Source organism: Algoriphagus boritolerans DSM 17298 = JCM 18970, from assembly GCF_900108085.1.
Lineage (GTDB): Bacteria > Bacteroidota > Bacteroidia > Cytophagales > Cyclobacteriaceae > Algoriphagus > Algoriphagus boritolerans.
This window is the reverse complement of sequence record NZ_FNVR01000003.1, coordinates 99702-122389: the sequence shown is the minus strand read 5'-3', so window position 1 is coordinate 122389 and position 22688 is coordinate 99702. Positions and strand designations below refer to the sequence as shown.

The following is a 22688-nucleotide window of genomic DNA, read 5'->3' as shown; positions in this document are numbered from 1 at the left end:
ATTTTTGAGGCCTTTTAGCTTGGTGGTCAGTTGATTATTTTACTTCCAGGATGTAATAGTTTTTCTTTCCCTTCTGAATGAGGAGATACTTGTTTTGAAGCAAGTTGAAACTCAAGGATGCATTGGGATCAGCCAGTTTTTCTTTATTGATACTGACTCCTCCGCCTTGGATCATTTTGCGGGCTTCCCCTTTGGAAGGGAAGATTTGGGCTTGAGTTTTTTCTCCAAAAAGGTCCAGGACATTTTCAATTGACTCATATTCAGTTTTGCTCAATTGTACTTGTGGGACACCTTCGAATACAGCCAAAAAGGTACGCTCATCCAAGGAAGCCAAATCTTCGGTTGAGGACTTGCCAAACAGAATCTCTGAAGCCTTCACCGCCATTTGGTAGTCTGCTTCGCTATGAACCATCGTGGTCACTTGCTTCGCGATTTCCTTTTGGAGTAATCTTAAGTGTGGGGCATGAGTGTGTTCTTTTTCAAGATTTTCAATGGTAGGCTGATCCAACACGGTGAAAATCCGAATATACTTCGAGGCGTCTTCATCTGATACATTCAGCCAGAACTGGTAGAAGGCATAGGGAGAGGTCTTTTCAGGATCCAGCCAAACTGACCCCCCTTCGGTTTTACCAAATTTTGTTCCGTCTGCCTTGGTAATGAGTGGGACAGTCAGTGCATAGGCACTTCCTCCGCCCATTCTGCGAATGAGTTCGGTACCGGTAACGATATTTCCCCACTGGTCCGAACCCCCAAGCTGAATGGAGCAATTCTTATTTTTCCAAAGGTGAAAGAAATCGTACCCTTGGATCAGCTGATAGGTAAATTCAGTAAACGAAAGTCCATTCCCATCCTCCAGGCGACGTTTTACACTGTCTTTGGACATCATGTAGTTCACCGTGATGTGCTTACCTACATCCCGGATAAAGTCCAGGAAGGAGAATTGCGACATCCAATCGTAGTTGTTTACCAATTCGGCTTTGTTTGAACTGGCACCTGAAAAATTCAAAAATTTGGACAACTGGCTTTGAATGCATGCGACATTATGATCCAAAGTAGCTTTGTCGAGTAAATTTCGTTCGGCTGATTTGAAAGAGGGATCGCCAATCATGCCTGTGGCCCCACCGACCAATGCAAAAGGCTTATGACCCGCACGTTGAAAATGAAGTAAAGTCATCACACCCACCAAATGACCAATGTGAAGCGAATCCGCTGTCGGATCAAAACCCAGATAAGCTGAAGCCATGCCCTTACTGAGGTGTTCTTCGATTTCTGGAGTCATGTCTTGCAACATACCTCTCCAGCTGAGTTCTTCGATAAATGAGATCATTTTGAAAAAGGGTCGTTTGATTTGCGTGCAAATATAGGTTCTAAGGCTCTAGTATGAAAACCAAGGAAAATATTCATCATCCAAATAAATTAACGCAATGATGTTGCATTACTATTCCATTGATGGCGAATAGTGACACTTATTTTTTCATTACTTTCGGTCAAATCTTTTCACACCCTATGAAAAAACAATTCTTTACTCTAATGCTAGGCTTAGGATCGCTTTTGGCTTCCTCCGTTTTTGCACAAACAGCACCCAATTGGCTTCGGTATCCTGCAATTTCTCCTGACGGAAGCCAAATTACATTCACCTATAAAGGAGATATCTACCTCGTCCCCAGTGTGGGAGGGAAGGCGACTCAGTTGACCTTTCATGAAGCGCACGACTTTAAGCCAGTATGGAGTGCAGACGGAAATCAGATTGCATTTGCTTCTGATCGCTATGGCAACTTTGATGTATTCATCATGAATGCCGCGGGAGGAAATGCCACCCGACTGACGTTCCATTCTGCTGACGAAATGCCCTTTGACTTCAGTTCAGATAATCAGAAAGTCATCTTTGGAGCAGCCAGAATGGATACCGATGCCCATAGGCAATATCCGACCGGATCGCAGCCGGAGTTGTATCAGGTTTCAAAGTCAGGCGGACGGATCGATCAGATATGGACAATCCCTGCAGAATATGTTCAAACGAGCAAGGATGGATCTAAAATGATTTACCATGATAAGAAAGGCGGTGAAAATGAATGGCGCAAGCATCATCAGTCCGGCATCGCAAGGGATATTTGGATGTATGACGCAACCAAAAATGAGCATACCATGCTCACTAAATTCTATGGCGAAGACCGTAATCCGGTATTTTCTCCGGACGAATCGGAAATCTACTATCTGAGCGAGGCAAATGGTACTTTCAATGTTCATAGCATGCCTGTGGCAAATCCTGCTCAGACTTCAGCCCTGACTTCCTTCTCCGGATTTCCGGTGCGTTTTCTTTCCATTTCTGACAATGGCACGATGAGCTTCAGCTATGATGGTGAGCTTTACACCTTGAAAAAGGGGGAGGAACCGAAAAAACTGGAAGTTGCCATCGCCACGCAGTCTATCTCCAATCCTGATAATTTCATCACGATTAACGGTGGAGTACAGGAAATGTCCCTTTCTCCTGATGGAAAAGAAATTGCCTTTATCGCCCGTGGAGAGGTGTTTGTGACTTCGGTGGACGGTGCACTGACCAAGCGGATTACCAATACTCCGGAGCAGGAGCGATTTGTGGAATTTGCTCCGGACGGAAAATCCATCATCTATTCATCAGAAAGAGAGGGTAAATGGCAGATTTACCAAAGTACGAGAGTTAGAGACGAGGAGCCTTTTTTCTTTGCTTCCACCTTGATCAAAGAAGAATCCTTGGTAACACTTGAAGCTGATGCCTATCTGCCCAAGTTTTCTCCGGATGGAAAAAAACTGGCTTACATCGAAGGGCGCAGGAGTCTAAAAGTACTGGATTTGGCTTCCAAGAATTCTGTGACGTTAATGGGGCCTGATTTATTATTTCACATGAGGGATGGTGATCAATATTATACTTGGAGCCCGGATAGCAAATGGCTTTTGGCAAGCTACAGGCCAACGATGACCAATTCAGAGGTGGTCCTTTTGGATGCTTCCGGAAAGGAACAAATGCGAAAGCTGACGCAGAGTGGTTATTCAGACACCAATGCAAAATGGGTAAATGAAGGCAAGCAGATGATTTGGTTTTCCAATCGTGACGGCTTGAGAAGCTATGCGACCAGTGGAAGAAATGAAAATGATGTGTACGCGCTATTCTTTGATCAGGCAGCTTGGGATAAGTTTTCCTTAAGCAAAGAGGAGTTTGACCTAATGAAAGAAATTGAGAAAGCCAAAAAACCGGCTGAGTCAACTGAAAAGTCAAAGACCGAGAAACCGGAGTCTAAGGAAGTGAAGCCCATTGCGTTCAATTGGGATGGATTTGAGGAGCGAAAAGCAAGGTTAACGATTCATTCATCGATCATGGGTGATGCGGTCTTATCCAAGGATGGTGAAAAGCTGTTCTATCTGGCTCGTTTCGAAAAAGGAATGAATCTTTGGAGCACAAATTTGAGAACCAAAGACACCAAGCAAGAATTGGCCTTGGATGCCAATTCCGGGCAGTTGGAATGGGATAAAGACCAAAAAAACCTTTTCCTTCTATCAGGTGGCAGTATTTCCAAGATCAATCCTGAGACAATGAAAAAGGAAAATATCAAAATCGCAGGAGAAATGACTTTTGACAAAACAGCCGAGACAGCCTATCTTTTTGAGCATGTTTGGTTGAGAACAAAGGGCATTTTCTACGCACCAGATATGCATGGAGTGGACTGGAATGTCATTAAACCAGCCTATCAGAAATACCTTCCGCATATTGGAAACAGTTATGAATTTGCAGAAATGATCTCTGAAATGATCGGTGAACTGAATGTGTCGCATGGTGGAGCCAGATATTCCCGATCGATTCCTTTGGCTGACGCAACGAGTTCGCTGGGGATCTTCTTCGATTACTCCTATACTGGAAATGGCGTAAAAATAACAGAAGTCATTAAGGGAGGCCCGCTGGACAAGGCTGAAATGGAGGTGAAAGTAGGGATGATCATCGAGAAAATTGACGGAGAAATGATCACCCCTGAGATGGATTTTGCGAAGCTTCTCAACAGAAAAGCAGACAAATTCACATTGATAGAGGTAATCAATCCAGTGGATCAAAGCAGAAAGTCATATACTGTAAAACCGATTTCGCTGGGGGCTGAAAATCAATTGCTGTACAAGAGATGGGTGAAGAGAAATCAAGAAGAGGTAGAAAGGCTCAGCGGTGGTAAATTGGGTTACGTACATATCCCGGGCATGAGCGATGGTCCTTACCGAAATGTCTATGAAGATATGATGGGAAAATACTTCGAGAAAGAAGGTGTCGTGGTGGACACACGATTCAACGGCGGGGGAGACTTGGTCGCTGATTTGGTCATGTTCTTTACCGGTGAGCCATTTTTGACCTACGCTACTGCGGATAAAGTGGTGGGGGGTGAGCCTACAGCGAGATGGACTAAGCCGACTTTGGCGATTTTTAATGAAGCCAATTATTCAGATGGGCATTGTTTTGCCTGTGGTTATACGGATTTGAAAATCGGAAAAACAGTAGGGATGCCGACACCGGGAACTTGTTCATTTGCCGGATGGGAAGGACTTCCTGATGGCACACGCTGGGGAGCTGTTCCGATCTCTGCCAAAAACAAAGCGGGAGAATGGTTGGAAAACAAGGAAACCAAGCCGCAATTCGAGGTGAAAAATATGCCGGGAAAAATTGACTCTGGGATCGATCAGCAATTGGAAAAGGCGGTTGAGGAATTGCTAAAAGACATCAAGTAATAAAATCAAAAAAACCCGGCCATTTGGTCGGGTTTTTTATGCTTATCCACTTTGCGTATTTACTGGTATTGCTTAGTATTCAGTGATTCATCGTTTTTGAAGAACTGAGTAAGCTTAGCAAATGAGCTGTCAAAATAGCCTTCCAGCATTCTCTTAATGATGAAGGTTCGGTATTCATCTTTGGAGACAATTGGAAAGTATTCGTGACTTTTACCGTAAGATTTGTGGCTGACAAATCCTTTTCGCTCCAGGATTCTTACGATAGTGGAAACTGTGTTGTATGCCGGCTTTTGCTCTGGCATAGGGGTCAGGATATCTTTCACGAAGCCTCGTTCAATATCCCAGAGGATCTGCATGATCTCCTCTTCTGCTCTGGTTAATGGTTTCATAAGGTGTTAAGTTTTAATTCGATAGAAAATTATTCGTTTAGTTTCTTAATTCCAAAAGAATTTTAAAATATTTTTACTATTTAGTTGACACAATTACTAAAATGTTGATTTTTAGAGAGATACTTTAATGGAAAATCCCTCTTTGGGAGCTCTTCGAATTGGAAATTTCATCTTAATTGGATTGCACTCGGTTAATTCCTGATGCATGCAAAAGCTTCACCATAGGGAATCTTGGATCAAATCCATACCATTTTGCTGCAAAGTTGGGACGGTTGGGAAGCTTGTGGTACTTATTTGGAAAGAGCTCTCCCAGCATTAGAACATCTGAGACCAGCGAGTTTTTTTGATTGATCATTAGTGTCAAAGTTAGCGTAGCCATACTTTTGGCCACTCCAATTCATAATTGCACCATGAACAGGTCCCATTAAAAAATGAAGGGGCAATAAGAAATACATCCACCAGTGTCTTCCGGACAGTTTGAATACTGAAATGGACAAAATATAGATAAGTACAAACAGGATAATTCATCCGATTCGCACCACCATGTTGTCAGCGAATATGTCTTACTTATTCCAATTAGGAATATCTTTTGAAAAACGCGCTTCAGGCTTAAGTTTGAAGCTGAAGTAATCAATGTAGATATTTTTAGTTTTCTACATCATCGTGAATAATTTTCATTTTGATGTGGACTGTGTGGGTCCTTCGGAGTATCAGAGTAGGCGTGGTGCATCCGGTGAAGGATCGCATAGGCCCTGGGGGAGAGGTTAGAGCTATCCTACCAAAGTCAAGTGAAAAAGTAGAGGAACTTTTCCCAGTACTTGTTCAAGACGAACATTTGTTAGGCAGCGTAGCGATGGAGAAAGAAACTTTGGCAAAATAGGGAGAAATACCAATGCAGGAGAAATAAGACAATAACGCAGGCTACATTTATTACTATGAAAATCTGAAGTAGAGAAGAGAACAATCTTCGGGTTTCTTAAAATCCAAAACGTTTTACACGGGGATTATTTTCGGTATTTAGCAAATTTTAATTTTATTTTTAAATTGAAAGCTATGGAAAACACAAATAAAGCAGGATCGGTTTTGACAAAGATACTCTTGGGGGGAATTTCAGTATTGATAGCTGATTTCTTATTGAGTGGGGTAACTATTGACACTTGGACAACAGGGTTCCTTTTGGCAGCAGTAATCATATTGATAAATTTCACGCTTAAGCCAATCATGATCATTCTCACACTGCCGATTACATTGATAACGTTTGGCCTTTTCCTGTTGGTGATCAATGCGGGAGTAATTTTATTGGCAGCGTATTTTATTCCAGGTTTTACCGTTGCGAATTTTTGGTGGGCACTTGGGTTTTCCCTCGTATTGAGCCTCATCAACGGAGTATTTGGTAACAGCCTGAATTCATATCGCTAAGGATTGGTTATTGAAGCGGCGGTATGCCTTCAGTTCTCCTGCCTTATTTTTACAATAAATCAAAGTGCCTTGGGATTTTAGGACTTTGACCAGCAATAGGATCTTTTCCTTTGAATTTTCACTGACTGGCCCTTCATCGTCTGATACTTTTACTTCATCAAAAATCAATTTCACGCCAGGCACACAGAAATCTTCGTTGGCAGACTCGATCATGTATCGCTCTTCCTCAGGGTCAATTCCCGTAATATTTTTATTATCTGACATTCCGATGACCAGGAATCCTCCTTCGGAATTGGCAAAGGCAGAAAGTGTTTTTGCGATTTTCTCTTTTGAGGTTATTTTTTGTTTGAAGTCTAGGTTTAAACCTTCTTTTTCTTTCAAAAGAGTCTTAATAAATTCATTGTCAAATTTTGCTGATTTCATTTTATTCATTTACTTTCTGTCGCTTAAATGATGAAGCGTTTTTATAGATCATCATCCCCAATATTAACCTTAATTTGTTACACCAATTTTTGAGCTATGCCAGTTGAAAATCCGGGTTTTGAACCAAAGAATATTGAAAACCTTAAGTCTGAACTTCAAAAGTCAGGTAAGAACTTCAAGATTATACCTGATGAGGAGAATTCCGACGAATTTGTAAATTTTTATTTCCTAGGAATGTTCGAAGGAAAGGAAGCAATCTATGACGCAGCCCTTTATACTTTGCGTCTTCACCATGCCAGTGAGGTGTATGAATTGGCAGAGCATGAAGCCGCAAAAAAGTTTCCAAACTTCAAAGGAATCAATTATGAAGAAGATGAGAATGGGAACATGAAGCCGCTTTCCAGTGAGGAGGAGGAAATCGGTTGGTTTATTACCGAGATTATCATGGAAATTGAAGAGGAGGAAACTGTCAAAGTCCAGGAATTTGTAGATATCGATACGCACCATGATTTTGGTATAGGTTTGGATGCGGCTCTAAACGTTGACGAAATTACAGAGCAGGTGATTTCCAAGTTTGTTCAGGAATTTAATGAAGACACGCTGGTCTTGGACGATACGATGTATTCCTTTCAAACTGAAGACGATGAGTCCTAATGACTGGTAAAATCTAAACATACCTTTGCGGCGCTGGTTTAATGATCAGCGTTTTTTTTATGCTTAAAGTTGCCCATTCCCCTTTGTACGCCCATTCTCTGCCGGAAGGTCATCGCTTTCCGATGGAAAAATATTCGCTTTTGCCGGAACAATTGCTCTATGAAGGAACGCTGACACAAGAGAATTTTTTCATTCCGGATCTGCTGGAGGAAAAATGGATTCTAAATACCCATGATGCTCACTATTTTCAAAGACTCAAAAACCTTGAGCTGACACGATCTGAGATTCGGGCAACGGGCTTTCCGCTTTCCGAAGGATTGGTCAGACGGGAAATCCAAATTGCGTCGGGATCTGTTCAGGCGGCAGTATTCGCTTTGGAGCATGGCATTGGAATGAATATCGCAGGTGGGACACATCATGCGTTTACTGATCGGGGAGAGGGGTTTTGCCTGCTGAACGACATTGCGATCACGGCAAATTTTCTGCTGGAAAATCAGTTATCAAATCGAGTATTGGTGGTGGATCTGGATGTGCATCAGGGAAATGGAACCGCTCAGATCTTTCAGCATAGCACTGATGTTTTTACTTTTAGCATGCATGGAGCCAAAAACTATCCCCACCGAAAAGAAAAATCACACCTGGACATCAGCCTTCCGGATGGCACAGCAGATGAAGAGTATTTGGACAAATTAAACCACAACTTATCCTTGGTTTTAGACAAGTTTTCACCGGACTTTATCATCTATCAATGCGGGGTGGATGTACTTTCCAGTGATCAGCTGGGAAGATTAAGTTTGAGTCAACAAGGGGTGAAATTGCGGGATGATTTTGTTTTGTCAAATGCAAGAAACCGACAGATACCAATCATGTGCTGTATGGGAGGCGGATATTCCAAGCAGATTAAGGTGATTATCGAGGCACATGCACATGTTTTTCGCTTGGCACAAGAGCTTTACAGCTAGTCTGTTAACTGATTTTAACTTTCCGTATGGCTGGCATTTCTTGCAAAATGAATACTTTCTATATATTTGCGGCCTGTGAACCATAACAAATTTAAAGTGAAAAAAGGATTGAGAATCTTAGGAGTACTTGCGATAGCTTCAGTGCTATTTTATTCATGTGAACAAAAAACAGCAACCCCTACTGCTGAAGTAGAAACCTCAGGAGAAGGAATGGAAGCTGCGGATATGAAAGTGGCTTTCGTATATACCGACTCAGTAATCAACAAGTATGATTATTTCAAAAAAATGTCTGAGGAGATCACTGCCAAAGGCCAAAGATTCGACACGGACCTGCAGTCCAGAGCCAAAGGTTTTGAACAGGAAGTTGCCACATTTCAGCAAACAGGTGGAAATATGACTCCCAATCAGGCAAGAGCTAAGCAGGATGAATTGGTTCAAAAGGAACAAAATCTCATGACGTATCGGAATAATCTGATGCAGGAACTGTCTGCTGATGAAGCTAAAATGATGAACGACATCTATGAGCAAGTTCAGTCTTATATTAAAGAGTATGCAGTCGAAAACGGAATAGACATCATCCTCAGCTATACCCGCGGTGGAGCGATGTGGTATGCCAATGAGGCAATCGACGTGACCGCTTCAGTGGTGGAAGGATTAAATAAAAAATATGCTTCCAACTCCGGCGTGACCACTCCGGCAGCAGCCGATTCTACAGCAAAAAAATAATAGTTAGCTAATCTTAACTTTGGAACCCGGGCTTGGTCCGGGTTTTTTTGTGGCTAAAAATTGGGTACTTTTGCGGCACTATTGAAAAGAAAACAAAATGAAAATCTCGGAATTTTTAAAACACAACTACCGCCACTTCAATGCAGCAGCTTTAATCGATGCAGCTGAAGGATACAAGGCTCATCTCGACCATGGGGGCAAAATGATGGTCACCCTAGCCGGTGCCATGTCTACTGCCGAGTTGGGAATCTCTTTGGCGGAAATGATTCGTCAGGACAAGGTTCAGATCATATCCTGCACAGGTGCAAATTTGGAAGAAGACGTTTTTAATCTTGTTGCACACGACTATTATGAGCGTGTTCCCAATTACCGCGAGCTTACCCCTGCTGATGAACAAGCACTCCTTGAGCGTCATATGAATCGGGTGACTGACACCTGTATTCCTGAAATGGAGGCCATGCGTCGTATTGAAAATGTGATTTTGGAGGAATGGGTCAAAGCTGATCAGGCAAATGAGGCCTATTTTCCGCATGAGTTTTTTTACAAAATCCTGTTGTCAGGTAAGTTAGACGCCTCTTTTCAAATCGACCCTAAGAATAGTTGGTTGCTTGAAGCAGCCAAGAAGAACCTTCCGATTATTGTGCCAGGCTGGGAAGATTCCACTCTTGGAAATATGTTTGCGGGTCACGTGATTTCAGGTGATGTGAAAAAGGTACATACCGTCAGGACTGGGATCGAGTACATGATGTTTCTGGCCGAATGGTACACGAAGAATGCCACGGAAGAAAGTAAAATCGGATTTTTCCAGATTGGCGGGGGAATTGCAGGAGACTTCCCTATCTGTGTGGTACCGATGTTGCATCAGGACTTACAACGGACTAATGTACCGCTTTGGGGCTACTTCTGTCAGGTGTCTGACTCGACTACTTCGTACGGGTCTTATTCAGGAGCAGTACCCAATGAAAAAATCACTTGGGGTAAACTAGGCCAGGATACCCCTAAATTCATCATCGAATCTGATGCAACCATCGTGGCGCCCCTGATTTTCGCCATCGTGTTGGATCAATAATTATGAAAAACAGCAAAAATTTCTTTCCTAAAGCAAGTAGCCTGGTGCTACTTGCTTTTTGTTTTCAATTCCCATCCATAGCACAGGAGTTACGTTCTCTATCCGGTGCCAATAGCCCAAATGACGATACCAATCCAGTTTGGATAGGAAATAATACCTTACTATTTACCCGAGCTTTTCATCCACAAAATCTTGGCGGCCCCACCGATCCGGGTGATATTTGGGAGACGCGAAAAGATGAAACCGGTGAATGGGGACTTGCGACTCATCGGCCTGATCTGAGTACAGCGGGATATGATTTAGTCTTGGGACTGGAAGATGTGCTGACATTGCTTGTCCTCAGAAAAGAAGGAAATCAGACCTCTTTGCATCAATTTTCGAAGTTTGGCCAAGACTGGAATTACCTGAGGGAAGTGAATTTTCCTGATTTGGATTCATTGGGAGGACAGGTGACAGGTAGAGTAGCGTCAGGGGGAAAGTTGCTTTTTTTAGCCGGAAAAAGAAGCGGTGGGTATGGAAATGAGGATATCTATCTAAGTGAAAAAACAGGAACGATTGATTGGTCGGAATTGCAGAATCTCGGGCCTGCCATCAATGGTTTTGGTCAAGAAATGGGTCCTTTTTATGACCCGGAATCTAGCCAACTTTACTTTTCTTCCAATTCCTATCCAGGAGCAAATGGAAAAGATATTTTGATTGCCAAGAAATTGGGAGAAGCATGGGACAGCTGGAGTAAACCTGAAAAATGGGAGCAGATCAGTTCTCGTGGTTCTGAGGCTTCCATTACTTTTATCAGCAAAGATGAAATAGTATGGACCAGTACTCAAAACAGTGATGGATTCGCAGATTTGATGACTTTTTCAACGCCGGTTCCCTTAGTGATACCTTCGGAATTTGTCGCTCCAGTTACTCCGGAGGCAATTATAGAAGCGCCCAGAAGACCTACAAGGGTCTCTCTGCCTAATCAAAGCGAAACACAGACTCGGTCAATTCCCTTATCCGACTCCACCTATGTTTATCTTCCTATGGCACCTATTACACCCCTTGAGGAGATTGTCAAAGCGGAAGAGCCGATTTCCTGGGTGATAATAGATGCAAAAAACAACTTGGAGTTACCTTATACACTTACTTTTATTAAAGGTGTTGAATCAGTTGATTTCCAGGGTACTGCGCTGATTTCAAAGTTGAAGGAAATGGGAATTACACAAGTCAAGATTTCTTCGGCGGGATATTTTCCCAAGCAGATTTTTGTGGAAAATCTGAATGCGAATGGCAAAACGGTAGTCTTATTGACCAAAGCAGAAGCCGGAAGTATAGTTCTATTAGAGGATGTAAATTTTAAAAGAGGTACGGCCGAATTGGAAGGTGAAACTACTGAGGCCAGCTTATCAGATCTGGCGTTATTTCTTAAAGAAAATCCTCAAATCAAAATCAGAATTAACGGGCACACGGATAATGTAGGGGATCCTGGTTTGAACAAGCAGCTTTCCTTGGAAAGAGCAGGTAGTGTCCGGGATTTTTTGATTGATATGGGGGTAAATTTTGAAAACCTCAGAATCTCCGGATGGGGAGGAACCCGACCAATTGCTTCCAATGCAACAGAAGCTGGAAGGGCTAAGAATCGAAGAGTAGAATTAGCTGTTGAAAATTAAAAAAAGGGCTTTCAAATAAATGGAAGCCCTTTTTTACCTTATTAATATCAAAGAGAATAATCTCCCCGGTATTCCCTTTTGACAAACTGATTGGCAGGTTCAAAATTGGTGATTTTCATGTTTGGACCATCCCACAAAAGCTTAATTCCTCTTCCAGGATAGTCAAATTGATTGGCAGAACCATCTCTGGGAACTCGGTAGTCATAACTTCGTATAGCGAGGTTTCCCATCAAAACTGATTCAGTCAAAGGTCCGGCGACGGAGAATGGAGAACTCAATCTCTTGAATTCATCAGAACCATGGCCACTGATACAGGCTTCCACCCAGTTAGTATAATGTCCACGATCACCTTCTGGTACTCTATATTCAGACTGGGGAACACTTACTTCAGAAGTTCGACTGGTAGGAAGAAGTTTTGGGTTAGCACCATAGGTGGAGCACATCATTTTTCCGGCTGTTCCTTCGATGATTACGCCATTACCCCCATCTCCCATCATTTCGTTTGGTTCGAGCTCTTCGGGTCTTGTTGGCTGAATTCCTCCATCCATCCAGTGGAATTCCAGATCCGGTTTGCCTGGCTGATCAAATCGCAGGGTGATATGAGATGACGGAGGGCAGCTTTCAGGGAAATAGCCTCTGATGAATTCACCGACATACACAGAACCAACAGAACATTCGGCGGATTTTGGATAGCCTAGGCCGAGGACCCGGAATGGAGGCTCCATAATATGACAGGCCATGTCACCTAAGGCTCCGGTTCCATAGTCCCACCACCCTCTCCAATTGAATGGAACTAGATTTTCCACGTAATCTTTGTATGGTGCAGTTCCCAGCCAGAGATCCCAATCCAAATCAGTCGGAGGAGTTTTTGGGGTTTTGGGCCATTCTATTCCCTGAGGCCAAACGGGTCTGTTTGTCCAGGAGTAAACTTTCGTGGCTTCACCAATCAGTCCGGCATTATACCATTCTACCATCTGTCGCACACCATCTCCAGATGAGCCTTGATTTCCCATTTGGGTGACTACTTTGTATTTCTCAGCGGCTTCAGTGAGCATTCTGGCCTCGTATATGTCGTGCGACAAGGGTTTCTGTACGTAGACATGCTTTCCCATTTTCATAGCCATCATGGCTTGAACCGCATGCATGTGGTCTGGAGTAGAGACTGTTACGGCATCGATGTTTTTATCTTCTTTTTCGAGCATTATGCGGTAATCCTTATAATAGGATGCTTTTGGGTGCTCGTCACGGCTTCTTTTAGCCCGGGTATCATCTACGTCACAAAGCGCAACAATGTCCACCTTTCCACTTCTAAAGACTCCACTGACATCATTTGCACCCATTCCACCAACACCGATACTGGCAACTCTCAATCGATCACTTGGGGCAACAAAGCCAGGACCACCCAGGACATGTCTGGGTACGATGTAAAATCCCGCTAAAGCTAGTGCAGAGCCTTTGATAAAACTCCTCCTGCTATTCTGCTCAGGATTGGACTCTTTATTTTTCATATAATCTGTAATTGAGTTTATAATTAAGACATCCTAAAATATCAAAAAGACATTAGAGTTCCTCGTTGTCTTTTTGATAAGTATGGGTTTTGTTGAAATTTTAGGTAGGATTACCTGATAAATCTAATTCTCGTTCCAAAACCTTCAATTTCAAATTTTTTTGATTTTAGAAAAAGAGATTTGCGAAAAATTCAGGTAAGTTTAGGCAAAATCATACAGCATGAAAAAATATCTTTTGGTCCCAGCTCTTGTCGGTTTATTGGCAATGGGGGCTTGTGAAAAGTCTGCAAAATTATCTGATTCATCCATCATTCCACTTCCCCAAGAAATCACCAATGGTTCTGGGTCCTTTGAATTGACTCCTGAAGCAGGAATCAGGCTGGTTGGCTCAGGTAATTATCTATCGAAAATAGGGGAGCATCTTGCTGAGAAACTTAGACCAGCTACAGGTTTTGATATTCCGGTTTCCTTTGATTCGGGTGTGATTATATTGGAATTGACAGGAGAAGCTAGTGCAGAAGGTTACGAGATTCTGATTTCGGAAGAAGAGGTAAAGATCAGCTCATCAGGTGAAGCGGGACTATTTTACGGGGTGGAAACCTTTCTACAGCTATTTCCTCCCCTTATTGCCAATAGGTCTGTTCAGGCGATCGAATGGGAAATTCCAACAGGTTCGGTCAAAGATTCTCCAACATTTGAATATCGTGGTTCCATGCTTGATGTGGCAAGGCATTTTATCTCAGTTGAAGATGTCAAATATTACATCGATCAGATGGCAGTCTACAAGTTAAACCACCTTCATCTTCATCTGACCGACGATCAAGGATGGCGCATTGAAATTAAATCCTGGCCCAAGCTTACCGAAATCGGTGGAAGTACTCAAGTAGGAGGCGGAAAAGGCGGTTTTTATACCCAAGAGCAATACAAAGAAATTGTGGCTTATGCGGCGGATCGGTTTATTACTATAGTACCCGAAGTCGATATGCCGGGTCATACCAATTCAGCTTTGGCGTCTTACGGAGAATTGAACCCCGGAGTGAATTTACCAAACGGGAAACTGGACTCAGTGAATAAGGCACCGTTGGATTTTGAAATGCCTTTGAAAAATCCGCAAGCTTCAGAGCTCTACACCGGTATTGAGGTAGGTTGGAGTACGTTTGCCACCGATTTGGAACTTACTTATGCATTTGTGGACAGTGTAGTAAGAGAAATAACAGCGATCACACCCGGTCCATACTTTCACATAGGAGGCGATGAGTCCCATGTTACAGAAAAAGACGACTACGTTTATTTTGTGGAGCGCGTACAGGATATCGTTTCCAAATATGGGAAAACAAGCATTGGGTGGGATGAAGTGGCTACGGCAAAATTACTTCCCGGTAATATCGCTCAATTCTGGGCGCTTGAGGAAAACGCGAAACTTGCTAAAGACCAGGGCAATAAGGTGCTGATGTCTCCAGCCAAAAAAGTCTATCTGGATATGCAATACGACAGTACTTCCAGAATTGGACTTCACTGGGCAGCTTATGTTGAGTTGGATTCTGCATACCTATGGGAACCATCCGAGTATGCAGAAGGAATCACTGCTGCGGATATTCTAGGGGTAGAGGCTCCGCTTTGGACCGAGACCGTGACCAATCGGGCCGATATTGATTATTTGGTCTTTCCAAGGATTGCGGCAATCGCTGAGGTAGCATGGACCCACAAGGACAGGAGAAATTGGGAAGGATTTAGTAAAAGAATTCCTGTTCATGGAAAAAAATGGGAGATTCAGGGGATAGGCTTCTATAAGTCTCCAACCATAACTTGGTAAATCTTTGCACTTTTATGGCCTGATACTGATTAGCGTTTCAGGCTTTTTTTTTAGCTCTAAACTTTAATCTTTTTTGATTTTGGGTAAAATGGGTCTATTATCGAATTCAATTATACAATTCCGACATTTCATTAATGTAAAAAATATTCATGGGGGACATTATCATTGAATTTAGTAACTGGATATGGGGACCACCGATTTTGGTTTTATTGCTCGGGGGAGGTACCTTTTTTTTCATTCATTCCGGGTTTGTTCCCATACTGAAAATCGGATATGCGATAAGATTACTCAGAGGAAAGCATGATGAGGACACAGCTCCTGGTCAAATTTCATCCGCACAGGCGCTATCAGCTGCCATTGCAGCTACAGTGGGCCTCGGAAATATTTCAGGTGTAGCCATTGCTATCAATATGGGTGGCCCTGGTGCATTATTCTGGATGTGGATAGCTGCATTTGTAGGAATGGCTACCAAATATTACACCTGTAGTTTGGCGATTATGTATCGGGGAAGGGACAGTTCGGGAGAGATTCAGGGTGGTCCCATGTATGTGATCGAAGAGGGAATGGGTAAAAAATGGAAGTTTCTTTCCGTGATTTTTTGTGTAGCCGGTGTAATCGGACTATTGGCGATTTTTCAGGCAAATCAACTTACTGCTGTTATTCAAGCTGTTTTGATCCAACCTGATTCCATGGAGGAAACCCTCCGAAACCGCTGGATCATTGGTTTTGGTATGATGGGTTTGACTGCTGTGGTGATTCTCGGCGGAATCAAAAGAATCGCATCAGTTGCATCCAAAATGGTCCCATTCATGGTAGGAATATACATGATCACAGTGCTGATTATCGTTTTCCAATATTTGGGACAGGTACCGGAAATGCTCAAATTGATTGTAGTAGATGCCTTCACAGGAAATGCAGTAATGGGTGGTGCTGTAGGATCAGTGATCGTAATTGGAGCGAGAAGAGCCGCATTTTCAAATGAAGCAGGTATAGGTACTGCCCCGATGGTTCATGGGGCTTCTAAAAATAACGAGCCTATCCGGGAGGGGTTGATTGCTATGTTGGGTCCGTTTGTGGACACCATAGTTGTATGCACCTTGACGGCGCTGGTGATTTTGCTTACCGGTGTTTGGGAGAATTCAGAAAATGATGGAGTGAGATTGACCTTAGAAGCCTTCGAAGTTGGAATTCCAGTTTACGGAAAATACCTGCTGATGCTTTCAGTCCTGGTTTTCGCACTTTCTACCATGTTTACTTATTCGTACTATGGACACAAATGCACCAATTACCTTTTTGGGGCAGGGAAGGCGAATTATTACAACTATTTCTATTTGGCTACGATCGTGGTAGGAGCGGTAGCTTCCTTGGAGGTCGTGGTAAGCCTGGTGGATGGAATGTACGCTGTGATGGCCTTTCCAAATATGATAGCCGCTCTTTATTTGTCTCCTAAAGTTCGGGCTGCTTCCAAAGATTATTTTGCACGGATGAAAGCTAATTAGTGATGAGGTTTTTAATTGCGCCCAATGCATTTAAAGGAACAATTTCAGCTACTGATGCTGCGAAAATTATTGGAGCTCAATTAGAACAGATTCAAGGCGCTGAGTGTCAAATCCAGCCGGTTGCAGACGGGGGAGATGGCACTTGCAGCTTGTTGATTGATTCTTTGGGCCTGGAAAAAGTTTTTGTCCCGTCCTTAAATGCAATTGGGCAGCCAATGATGGGCTATTTTGGATGGGCTCCGGCCTTCCATAAAGCCTATATCGACGTTTCCACCGTATCGGGAATTGGATCGCTTGAGTTTACACAACGGGATCCTTTCTCCGCCTCAACTTATGGAACAGGGCTATTGATCAGAAAGGCTGTTGAATGGGGAGCCAAAGAAGTTGTGCTTGGGCTGGGAGGGAGTGCAACCGTTGACCTTGGTATCGGCATTTTAAGAGCATTGGGGGTCTTGTTTTTGGATGAAAAAGGAAGGGAGTTGACGGTATTTTCTCCAAAATTTTTGGAAGCTATAAAACATATTCAGCTGACACCCAACCTTCCAGAAGTTAATTTTACCTGTCTCTGTGATGTGAACAATCCTTTTTTTGGTGAGTTTGGAGCTGTTCAAGTCTTTGGCCCTCAGAAAGGTATTCCGATTGACAAGCTTGATTGGTATGACCGAGCTTGTAAAAAAGTACTTGATTTGTTGATCATGAAAACCAAGAAAGAATGGGTTGATACTTCAGGCTATGGTGCCGCCGGTGGTATCGCTTTGGGCTTGGATTTTTTCTTTCCCACAGAAATCAAATTTGGAGCGGCTTATTTTTTTGACTTAGTTGGGATTCAAAGAAAAATTGCCAATTCAGACTGGATTATCACGGGTGAGGGGCAGTATGATTTCCAAAGTGATCAAGGAAAAGCAAGCTATGGACTGCTAAGCTTGGCGCGTAGTTATGGGAAAAAGATTGCCTTGATTACTTCTGGCCAAGGGGGACGAAATGCTGGTTTCGATTTGGTATTAGAACTTCCTGATTTGGATTTTTCATCTGTAGATTACAAAGAAAAAGCGCGTCAAAATCTTGACAGGCTAATTGGCATGGCAATTTTGGATGAAAAATTTAGTTAAACTCTTCGGTAGTCTCCCTGCCAGTCTTTTATCTGAAGTTTGATTTCCTTCGGGCTTAATTTTTTAAGGATAGTTTGCTCGATTAAGTTTGCCAACTCTTCATCACCTGCAAATCTTAACGCAATAATTTGACCTAGTCTAAGCTGACGTTCAATAGGATAGAATGAATTACCAGTTAAATGAAAGTAGCGTTGACGCATCTCTAGGAGGATTATTCTGTTTTGGGTTTTTAGTGCATAAATTCTAGCTAGAAGTGGAAGTAAAACAAGAATGATAGCTCCAAGTAGTGAATATAGGCTGGCGTAAGTATTTTCTTCGCCTGTAAAATCTAATCGATACACCGTAATTCCAAGATAGATCAAGGTCAGCGGGGTGATTATAAAATGATGGAATGGATAATAGCGTGCGTGATTTTTATAGTTCTGAGCTTTCATAAGAATAGTTTTTGATTTTATATAATACAGATAGGCTGCCTTTCTGCAAAAGATGATTGATACTGATCGCTTTCGCAAATCCTTGTCAAGGAATATTTTTCTGGAAATTTGGGTAAAAAAAAAGGAGGCTTAGCCTCCTAAAATTAAATTGGTTTTAGATCAATGATCAGCTTTCTTTTTCTTGCTGAAAGTACTTCGAACATCAATGGCAGAAAGTCCTGCGCCAAGCCCTATTAAAATGCATACAATCAACAAAAATAATTGCGCACCTGGCATGATTGGAGAACTGAAAATGTCTAATAGTATCATTTGCTAAATTTTATAATTCACTTGGATGCACGAAGATAGTGCCGGAACCCGATTTTACAAAAGCAAAACAACCTTTCCCGCTGCGATTTAAGAATTAATCCAAATCGTCCTCGAAGTCATCTTCTACGATTTCATCTGCATCTTCAAAATCATCTTCCTCCTCTCCGAAATCTACGATGTTGTCATCCAGGAATTCTGTTTCCTCATCAAGGTCATATTCGTCTTCAAAATCGTCTTCGAATTCATCATCTTCTTCGAAATCATCAATTTCTTCGAAATCTTCTTCAAAATCCTCCATAGCTGTTTTTATAGGGCTTTTAATGTTTAACCGATGCGAAATAAGACAAATTTTTAATTACACCAATACGGGTAACTCTAATTTTTTTTTCAGTTCCAGTTCAATGGGTGTCTCATTATCTAAGATCCAATTTTCTCTTAAAATTTTGGCCCAAGTTTCCATGTATAAGACTACATCCTCTCTGGAATTTTTGTTGATTTGGTCTCTTCTTTCTTTTGGGATTCGACTTAGAATGGAGTGATCTGAAAGCTTTTCCAAATTTGCCAAATCTTCTAGAGTGAGTCCAAACTCAAGCATTTTAGAAATCATCAGATCAATCGGATAGCCACTGCTAGGGCAATATTCAAGGACTTGTTCATTCCAGTCACCCTGTTTTTGCATAGCATATTGATGAATTTCTCCCTTGGTCAGGTGGGTTAGTTCTTGGGCAAGGTTTCCGCAGTTGCATGCACCCATATGTCCCCATTGGTAATTGGCTCCGTTCAAAAGTTTGGAAGCCGTATCTTCTATCGCTTTTATTAGTTTAGGATTTGCCTTTGCCATAGTTTAATTTTTCCTACTATAACCAATTACGTGATTGTAGGTTTGAAAAAATGGGGTAGGCTTGAAAAAATGATGGATGAACGATCAGTTAAAAATCAACTTGATCGATTTTTTTATCAGAGGCTTTGACAAATAGTCTTTTACAACTTGGTATTGACTGGCTTTGGTGATGTCCCTTTGGTCTACAGAACTGCTCAAAATATAGATTTGGGCATCATCATTGTCCGGGTGAAATTGATCTAAAAAATCCCATCCATTCATTTCCGGCATATTGAGATCCAAAAAGAGGTAATTGGGTTTGATTTCATTAATCTCGTTCAATGCAGTTTTTGCACTTTGATATTTGTAGAACTTACAAGGTTCCTTGACATTTTTCAGGATCAATTTTTCAGTCACAAATGTGCTGATCGGATCATCGTCTATGAGAACTATTGTAAGCATCGAAGTGCAAAAATTTGGTTTTGAAATACATTAATAACCATACAAAAATACAGCCGTTTTTTTATATTAACAAATTCTTTGCCAGAAAAATTTGGCACTATTCATAGATTTTTTGCATTTTTCTTGAAATGCTCCTTGCCAGTTAATAAATCAAAAAACAAAAGAAAGTCAGAAGCAAGGCTGTAGAGTGGATAGTTGAAGGTGGCTGGTTTATTTTTCTCAAAGAAAAAATGACCTACCCAGGCAAATCCATATCCCACTACCGGGATCGTAAATAACCAACCATACTTTCCCGACACAATTCCTCCTACAAGAATCAAAAGGACCAGGCCCGTTCCTACAAAGTGAAGGATTCGACAGGTATGATTTTGGTGTTCTTCCAGGTAAAAGGGATAGAATTCTTTAAGGGTTGAATATTTTTTTTCCATTTCAATTTCGGGTTTGATTGTTTTGACTTATAAAGAATCTTAATACCGAATCCAGCGTTTTTTCCACTCGTTTCTGCTTTTGCTTGGGGCTTGATACCTCCGTGACCCCGGTTAAAGTCATGAGGAATTTATCCTGGACAGGGTCTATGAAATCAACAATCACCTGCAAAAGCTCATAATTACTTGTGGATATTCGGTTGTCTTGATAGGGGTAGAAAATCCATGGATTATAGACTCGGTAACCCCAAAATGGATAGGGATTTAGATTATTAATCACCTCTCTCTGCCTTATGTCTTCATTTGAATGGTAGCGGATAACTACATCGGGTTGCTTGGAATCGTAGATCATTCCTGCATTCTCGAGTGTCTCCTGGATTTGAATTTGAACCAATTCATCGATGAATTGAGATGAAAATCCTCTCATACCGACTTCCTTATTAATTATGACGAACGTTTGATAGGGTCTTACCAGAGGCAGCTCATTGTTTTCATTGAACACTTCAATCGAACTGCAGGAAGAAAAGACTACAAGGAATAAGGATAAGATACTATGCTGAAATTTCCACTTCATATCTGTGTATTGGGATATTGGAGAGCTGATATTGAAAGTTAGGTTTTCTTCCTTAACGAAAAAACACAAGCCTTTATTTACAATCTTTTTCTCAAGAATGAGTGGGTTTACTATTTTTGCCAAACGAATTTTCATGAGCAGACCTGATTTTGACGATATTTTTATGGAATTGGCAGTAAACCTTGCCAAGAGATCCCACTGCATCAAAAAGCATGTAGGTGCCGTCCTGACTAAAGAGACGAGAATTATTTCTATCGGGTACAATGGTCCGCCGGCTGGAACCCACAATTGTGACTTGGAATTTCCTGAGCATGGCTGTGCTCGGGACAGTAAGGGGAGTTGCTCTCTTGCGCTACATGCCGAGCAAAATGCCATTCTATATGCTGTGAAGAACAACACAACCGTGGAAGGATCCACACTCTATGTGACCCTGGCGCCATGCTTGCCGTGTGCAAGAATTATTTTTTCCATGGGGATTTCAAAGGTCATCTACTTATTTTCCTATGCCGAGTACAAGGGGATTTCTTCAGATGAGGGAGTGGATTTTCTCAAAAAATTCGGAGTGGAAGTGGAGCGATACAGTAAAAGTCTTCCGGTGTCAGATCCCTTGATTTAAATGAAGTTGACTTCTGGCTGGAGTTCAATCCCGAATTTTTCTTTCACAGAAGACCTAATTTGCTCCGACAATCTGATGATTTCCATTCCGTCACCATCACCATAATTAACCAAGACTAGGGCCTGTTTGGCGTGAACTCCTACTTCTCCGATTCTTTTTCCTTTCCAGCCTGCCTGTTCGATCAGCCATCCTGCAGGTACTTTCATACCTTCTTGGGTTGGGTAACCGGGTATTTCTGGGAAATTTGACTTCAGTTCAGTGAATTTAGCCTGGTCGATTGTCGGATTTTTAAAAAATGAACCTGCATTTCCAATTTCCTTTGGATCAGGAAGTTTGGAGCTTCGAATAGCAATGACGGCATCACTGATTTCCCGTATGCCGGGATTATGAATTCCATTTTCGTTCAATACATCCCGGATTGCTCCATATTCTACTTTTAGCTCTGGTTTTTTTCTGAGTTTGAAGCGAACGGAACAAATGACATACTGATCTTTAAACCCATGCTTGAATACACTTTCACGATATCCGAATTTGCATTCCTCTTTAGAAAAGGTTTTAAGTGTAAGTTTCTCACGATCCAAGGCAAGGAGACTCTCAAAGACCTCCTGAATTTCAACTCCATAGGCTCCGATATTTTGCATGGGAGAGGCTCCTACGGTTCCCGGAATCAGGGAAAGGTTTTCGAGCCCCGCCCAGTTTTGAGTGATGGCATACATGACCAAGTCATGCCAAATCTCCCCTGCACCCACCTCAATCCAATAATAGTCTTCACTTTCCTCGATGAGTTTTATTCCCTTGATTTCTATTTTGATGACCAATCCGTCAAAATCAGCCGTCAATAAAATATTGCTGCCTCCTCCAAGGATCAGAACCTTTTGATTTTGTTTTTTCGCCCAAGCCAAGGCTTCCTTTAGGCCATTTATACTGGCTACTACTGTAAAAAATCTGGCGTTTTTGGCAATACCAAATGTATTAAGACCTCTCAGAGAAATGTTTTCTTGTATATTCATGCACTTGGTTTTGTCGTGTGAAATAAGCAAGATTTTGAGCCAATGTGAAACAAAACCACCAATCTTCCTGACCAT

Annotated in this window: 22 protein-coding genes and 1 pseudogene; 11 read left to right on the top strand and 12 right to left on the bottom strand. The window is 42.0% G+C overall.

From position 1 onward, the window contains the following. Nucleotides 1-34: 34 nt before the first annotated feature. Nucleotides 35-1327 carry a tyrosine--tRNA ligase gene (gene tyrS / locus C4S61_RS04270; protein WP_103923559.1) on the bottom strand — a complete coding sequence of 431 codons (1293 nt, stop codon included), beginning with the start codon at nt 1325-1327 and terminating at the stop codon, nt 35-37. A 203-nt stretch (nt 1328-1530) separates the two neighbouring features. Here tyrS and C4S61_RS04265 point away from each other — a divergent pair, with 203 nt between their 5' ends. Continuing rightward, nucleotides 1531-4740 carry a S41 family peptidase gene (locus C4S61_RS04265; protein ID WP_407640570.1) on the top strand — a complete coding sequence of 1070 codons (3210 nt, stop codon included), beginning with the start codon at nt 1531-1533 and terminating at the stop codon, nt 4738-4740. Nucleotides 4741-4799: 59 nt separating this feature from the next. On the opposite strand, the gene C4S61_RS04260 is transcribed toward C4S61_RS04265, so the two are convergent. Both C4S61_RS04260 and C4S61_RS04255 read right to left on the bottom strand, forming a co-directional pair. After that, nucleotides 4800-5129, bottom strand: a complete 330-nt coding sequence (locus C4S61_RS04260; RefSeq protein ID WP_103923557.1) for a BlaI/MecI/CopY family transcriptional regulator — start codon at nt 5127-5129, stop codon at nt 4800-4802. Nucleotides 5130-5301: 172 nt separating this feature from the next. After that, nucleotides 5302-6060: pseudogene (locus tag C4S61_RS04255) on the bottom strand (fatty acid desaturase). Between the two features lie 122 nt (nt 6061-6182). On the opposite strand from C4S61_RS04255, the gene C4S61_RS04250 reads away from it, so the two are divergent. Then, complete coding sequence (locus C4S61_RS04250; protein WP_103923556.1) at nt 6183-6548, top strand: phage holin family protein; 366 nt, start codon at nt 6183-6185, stop codon at nt 6546-6548. On the opposite strand, the gene C4S61_RS04245 is transcribed toward C4S61_RS04250, so the two are convergent. Beyond that, nucleotides 6537-6971, bottom strand: coding sequence for an AlbA family DNA-binding domain-containing protein (locus C4S61_RS04245; protein WP_160111201.1), 435 nt, complete (start codon nt 6969-6971; stop codon nt 6537-6539). The genes C4S61_RS04250 and C4S61_RS04245 overlap by 12 nt on opposite strands. 96 nt (nt 6972-7067) lie before the next feature. Between C4S61_RS04245 and C4S61_RS04240 the strand changes: the two genes are divergently transcribed. From C4S61_RS04240 to C4S61_RS04220, 5 genes are all read left to right on the top strand, one after another. Then, nucleotides 7068-7625, top strand: coding sequence for a hypothetical protein (locus C4S61_RS04240; protein WP_103923554.1), 558 nt, complete (start codon nt 7068-7070; stop codon nt 7623-7625). 59 nt (nt 7626-7684) lie between these two features. Then, nucleotides 7685-8587 carry a histone deacetylase family protein gene (locus C4S61_RS04235; protein ID WP_103923717.1) on the top strand — a complete coding sequence of 301 codons (903 nt, stop codon included), beginning with the start codon at nt 7685-7687 and terminating at the stop codon, nt 8585-8587. A 75-nt stretch (nt 8588-8662) separates the two neighbouring features. Further along, nucleotides 8663-9313 carry an OmpH family outer membrane protein gene (locus C4S61_RS04230; RefSeq protein WP_235009794.1) on the top strand — a complete coding sequence of 217 codons (651 nt, stop codon included), beginning with the start codon at nt 8663-8665 and terminating at the stop codon, nt 9311-9313. A 97-nt stretch (nt 9314-9410) separates the two neighbouring features. Then, nucleotides 9411-10382 (top strand): deoxyhypusine synthase family protein, encoded by a 972-nt coding sequence (locus tag C4S61_RS04225; RefSeq protein WP_103923553.1) that lies wholly within the window; start codon nt 9411-9413, stop codon nt 10380-10382. Between the two features lie 2 nt (nt 10383-10384). Further along, the gene (locus C4S61_RS04220; RefSeq protein ID WP_103923552.1) at nt 10385-12034 is read left to right on the top strand and encodes an OmpA family protein; all 1650 of its coding nucleotides are present in this window, start codon (nt 10385-10387) and stop codon (nt 12032-12034) included. A 47-nt stretch (nt 12035-12081) separates the two neighbouring features. Here the strand turns inward: C4S61_RS04220 and C4S61_RS04215 are convergent, their stop codons facing one another. Further along, entirely contained in the window at nt 12082-13542 is a 1461-nt protein-coding gene (locus tag C4S61_RS04215; protein WP_103923551.1) for a Gfo/Idh/MocA family protein, read from the bottom strand. A gap of 220 nt (nt 13543-13762) precedes the next feature. Between C4S61_RS04215 and C4S61_RS04210 the strand changes: the two genes are divergently transcribed. From C4S61_RS04210 to C4S61_RS04200, 3 genes are all read left to right on the top strand, one after another. Next, complete coding sequence (locus tag C4S61_RS04210; RefSeq protein WP_103923550.1) at nt 13763-15355, top strand: family 20 glycosylhydrolase; 1593 nt, start codon at nt 13763-13765, stop codon at nt 15353-15355. Between the two features lie 149 nt (nt 15356-15504). Further along, nucleotides 15505-16854 carry an alanine/glycine:cation symporter family protein gene (locus tag C4S61_RS04205; protein WP_103923549.1) on the top strand — a complete coding sequence of 450 codons (1350 nt, stop codon included), beginning with the start codon at nt 15505-15507 and terminating at the stop codon, nt 16852-16854. 2 nt (nt 16855-16856) lie between these two features. Next, nucleotides 16857-17963, top strand: coding sequence for a glycerate kinase (locus tag C4S61_RS04200; protein ID WP_103923548.1), 1107 nt, complete (start codon nt 16857-16859; stop codon nt 17961-17963). On the opposite strand, the gene C4S61_RS04195 is transcribed toward C4S61_RS04200, so the two are convergent. The 6 genes from C4S61_RS04195 to C4S61_RS04170 form a co-directional block, all read right to left on the bottom strand. Next, nucleotides 17960-18397 carry a DUF6526 family protein gene (locus tag C4S61_RS04195; RefSeq protein WP_103923547.1) on the bottom strand — a complete coding sequence of 146 codons (438 nt, stop codon included), beginning with the start codon at nt 18395-18397 and terminating at the stop codon, nt 17960-17962. The genes C4S61_RS04200 and C4S61_RS04195 overlap by 4 nt on opposite strands. Before the next feature lie 403 nt (nt 18398-18800). Beyond that, nucleotides 18801-19004, bottom strand: a complete 204-nt coding sequence (locus tag C4S61_RS04190; protein WP_103923546.1) for a hypothetical protein — start codon at nt 19002-19004, stop codon at nt 18801-18803. 57 nt (nt 19005-19061) lie between these two features. Then, nucleotides 19062-19547: a hypothetical protein gene (locus tag C4S61_RS04185; protein ID WP_103923545.1), complete on the bottom strand. Its 486-nt coding sequence runs from the start codon at nt 19545-19547 to the stop codon at nt 19062-19064. A gap of 84 nt (nt 19548-19631) precedes the next feature. After that, complete coding sequence (locus tag C4S61_RS04180) at nt 19632-19988, bottom strand: response regulator (protein WP_103923544.1); 357 nt, start codon at nt 19986-19988, stop codon at nt 19632-19634. Nucleotides 19989-20089: 101 nt separating this feature from the next. Beyond that, the gene (locus C4S61_RS04175) at nt 20090-20416 is read right to left on the bottom strand and encodes a DUF962 domain-containing protein (RefSeq protein ID WP_103923543.1); all 327 of its coding nucleotides are present in this window, start codon (nt 20414-20416) and stop codon (nt 20090-20092) included. A 1-nt stretch (nt 20417) separates the two neighbouring features. Further along, nucleotides 20418-21122: a DUF4136 domain-containing protein gene (locus C4S61_RS04170; protein ID WP_235009792.1), complete on the bottom strand. Its 705-nt coding sequence runs from the start codon at nt 21120-21122 to the stop codon at nt 20418-20420. Between C4S61_RS04170 and C4S61_RS04165 the strand changes: the two genes are divergently transcribed. Further along, a complete protein-coding gene (locus C4S61_RS04165) occupies nt 21121-21603 on the top strand; it encodes a deoxycytidylate deaminase (RefSeq protein WP_103923542.1) in 483 nt (160 codons plus the stop codon). The two genes, C4S61_RS04170 and C4S61_RS04165, sit on opposite strands and share 2 nt — an antisense overlap. Here C4S61_RS04165 and murB read toward each other — a convergent pair. Beyond that, nucleotides 21600-22688, bottom strand: a complete 1089-nt coding sequence (murB, locus tag C4S61_RS04160) for a UDP-N-acetylmuramate dehydrogenase (protein WP_262495002.1) — start codon at nt 22686-22688, stop codon at nt 21600-21602. The two genes, C4S61_RS04165 and murB, sit on opposite strands and share 4 nt — an antisense overlap.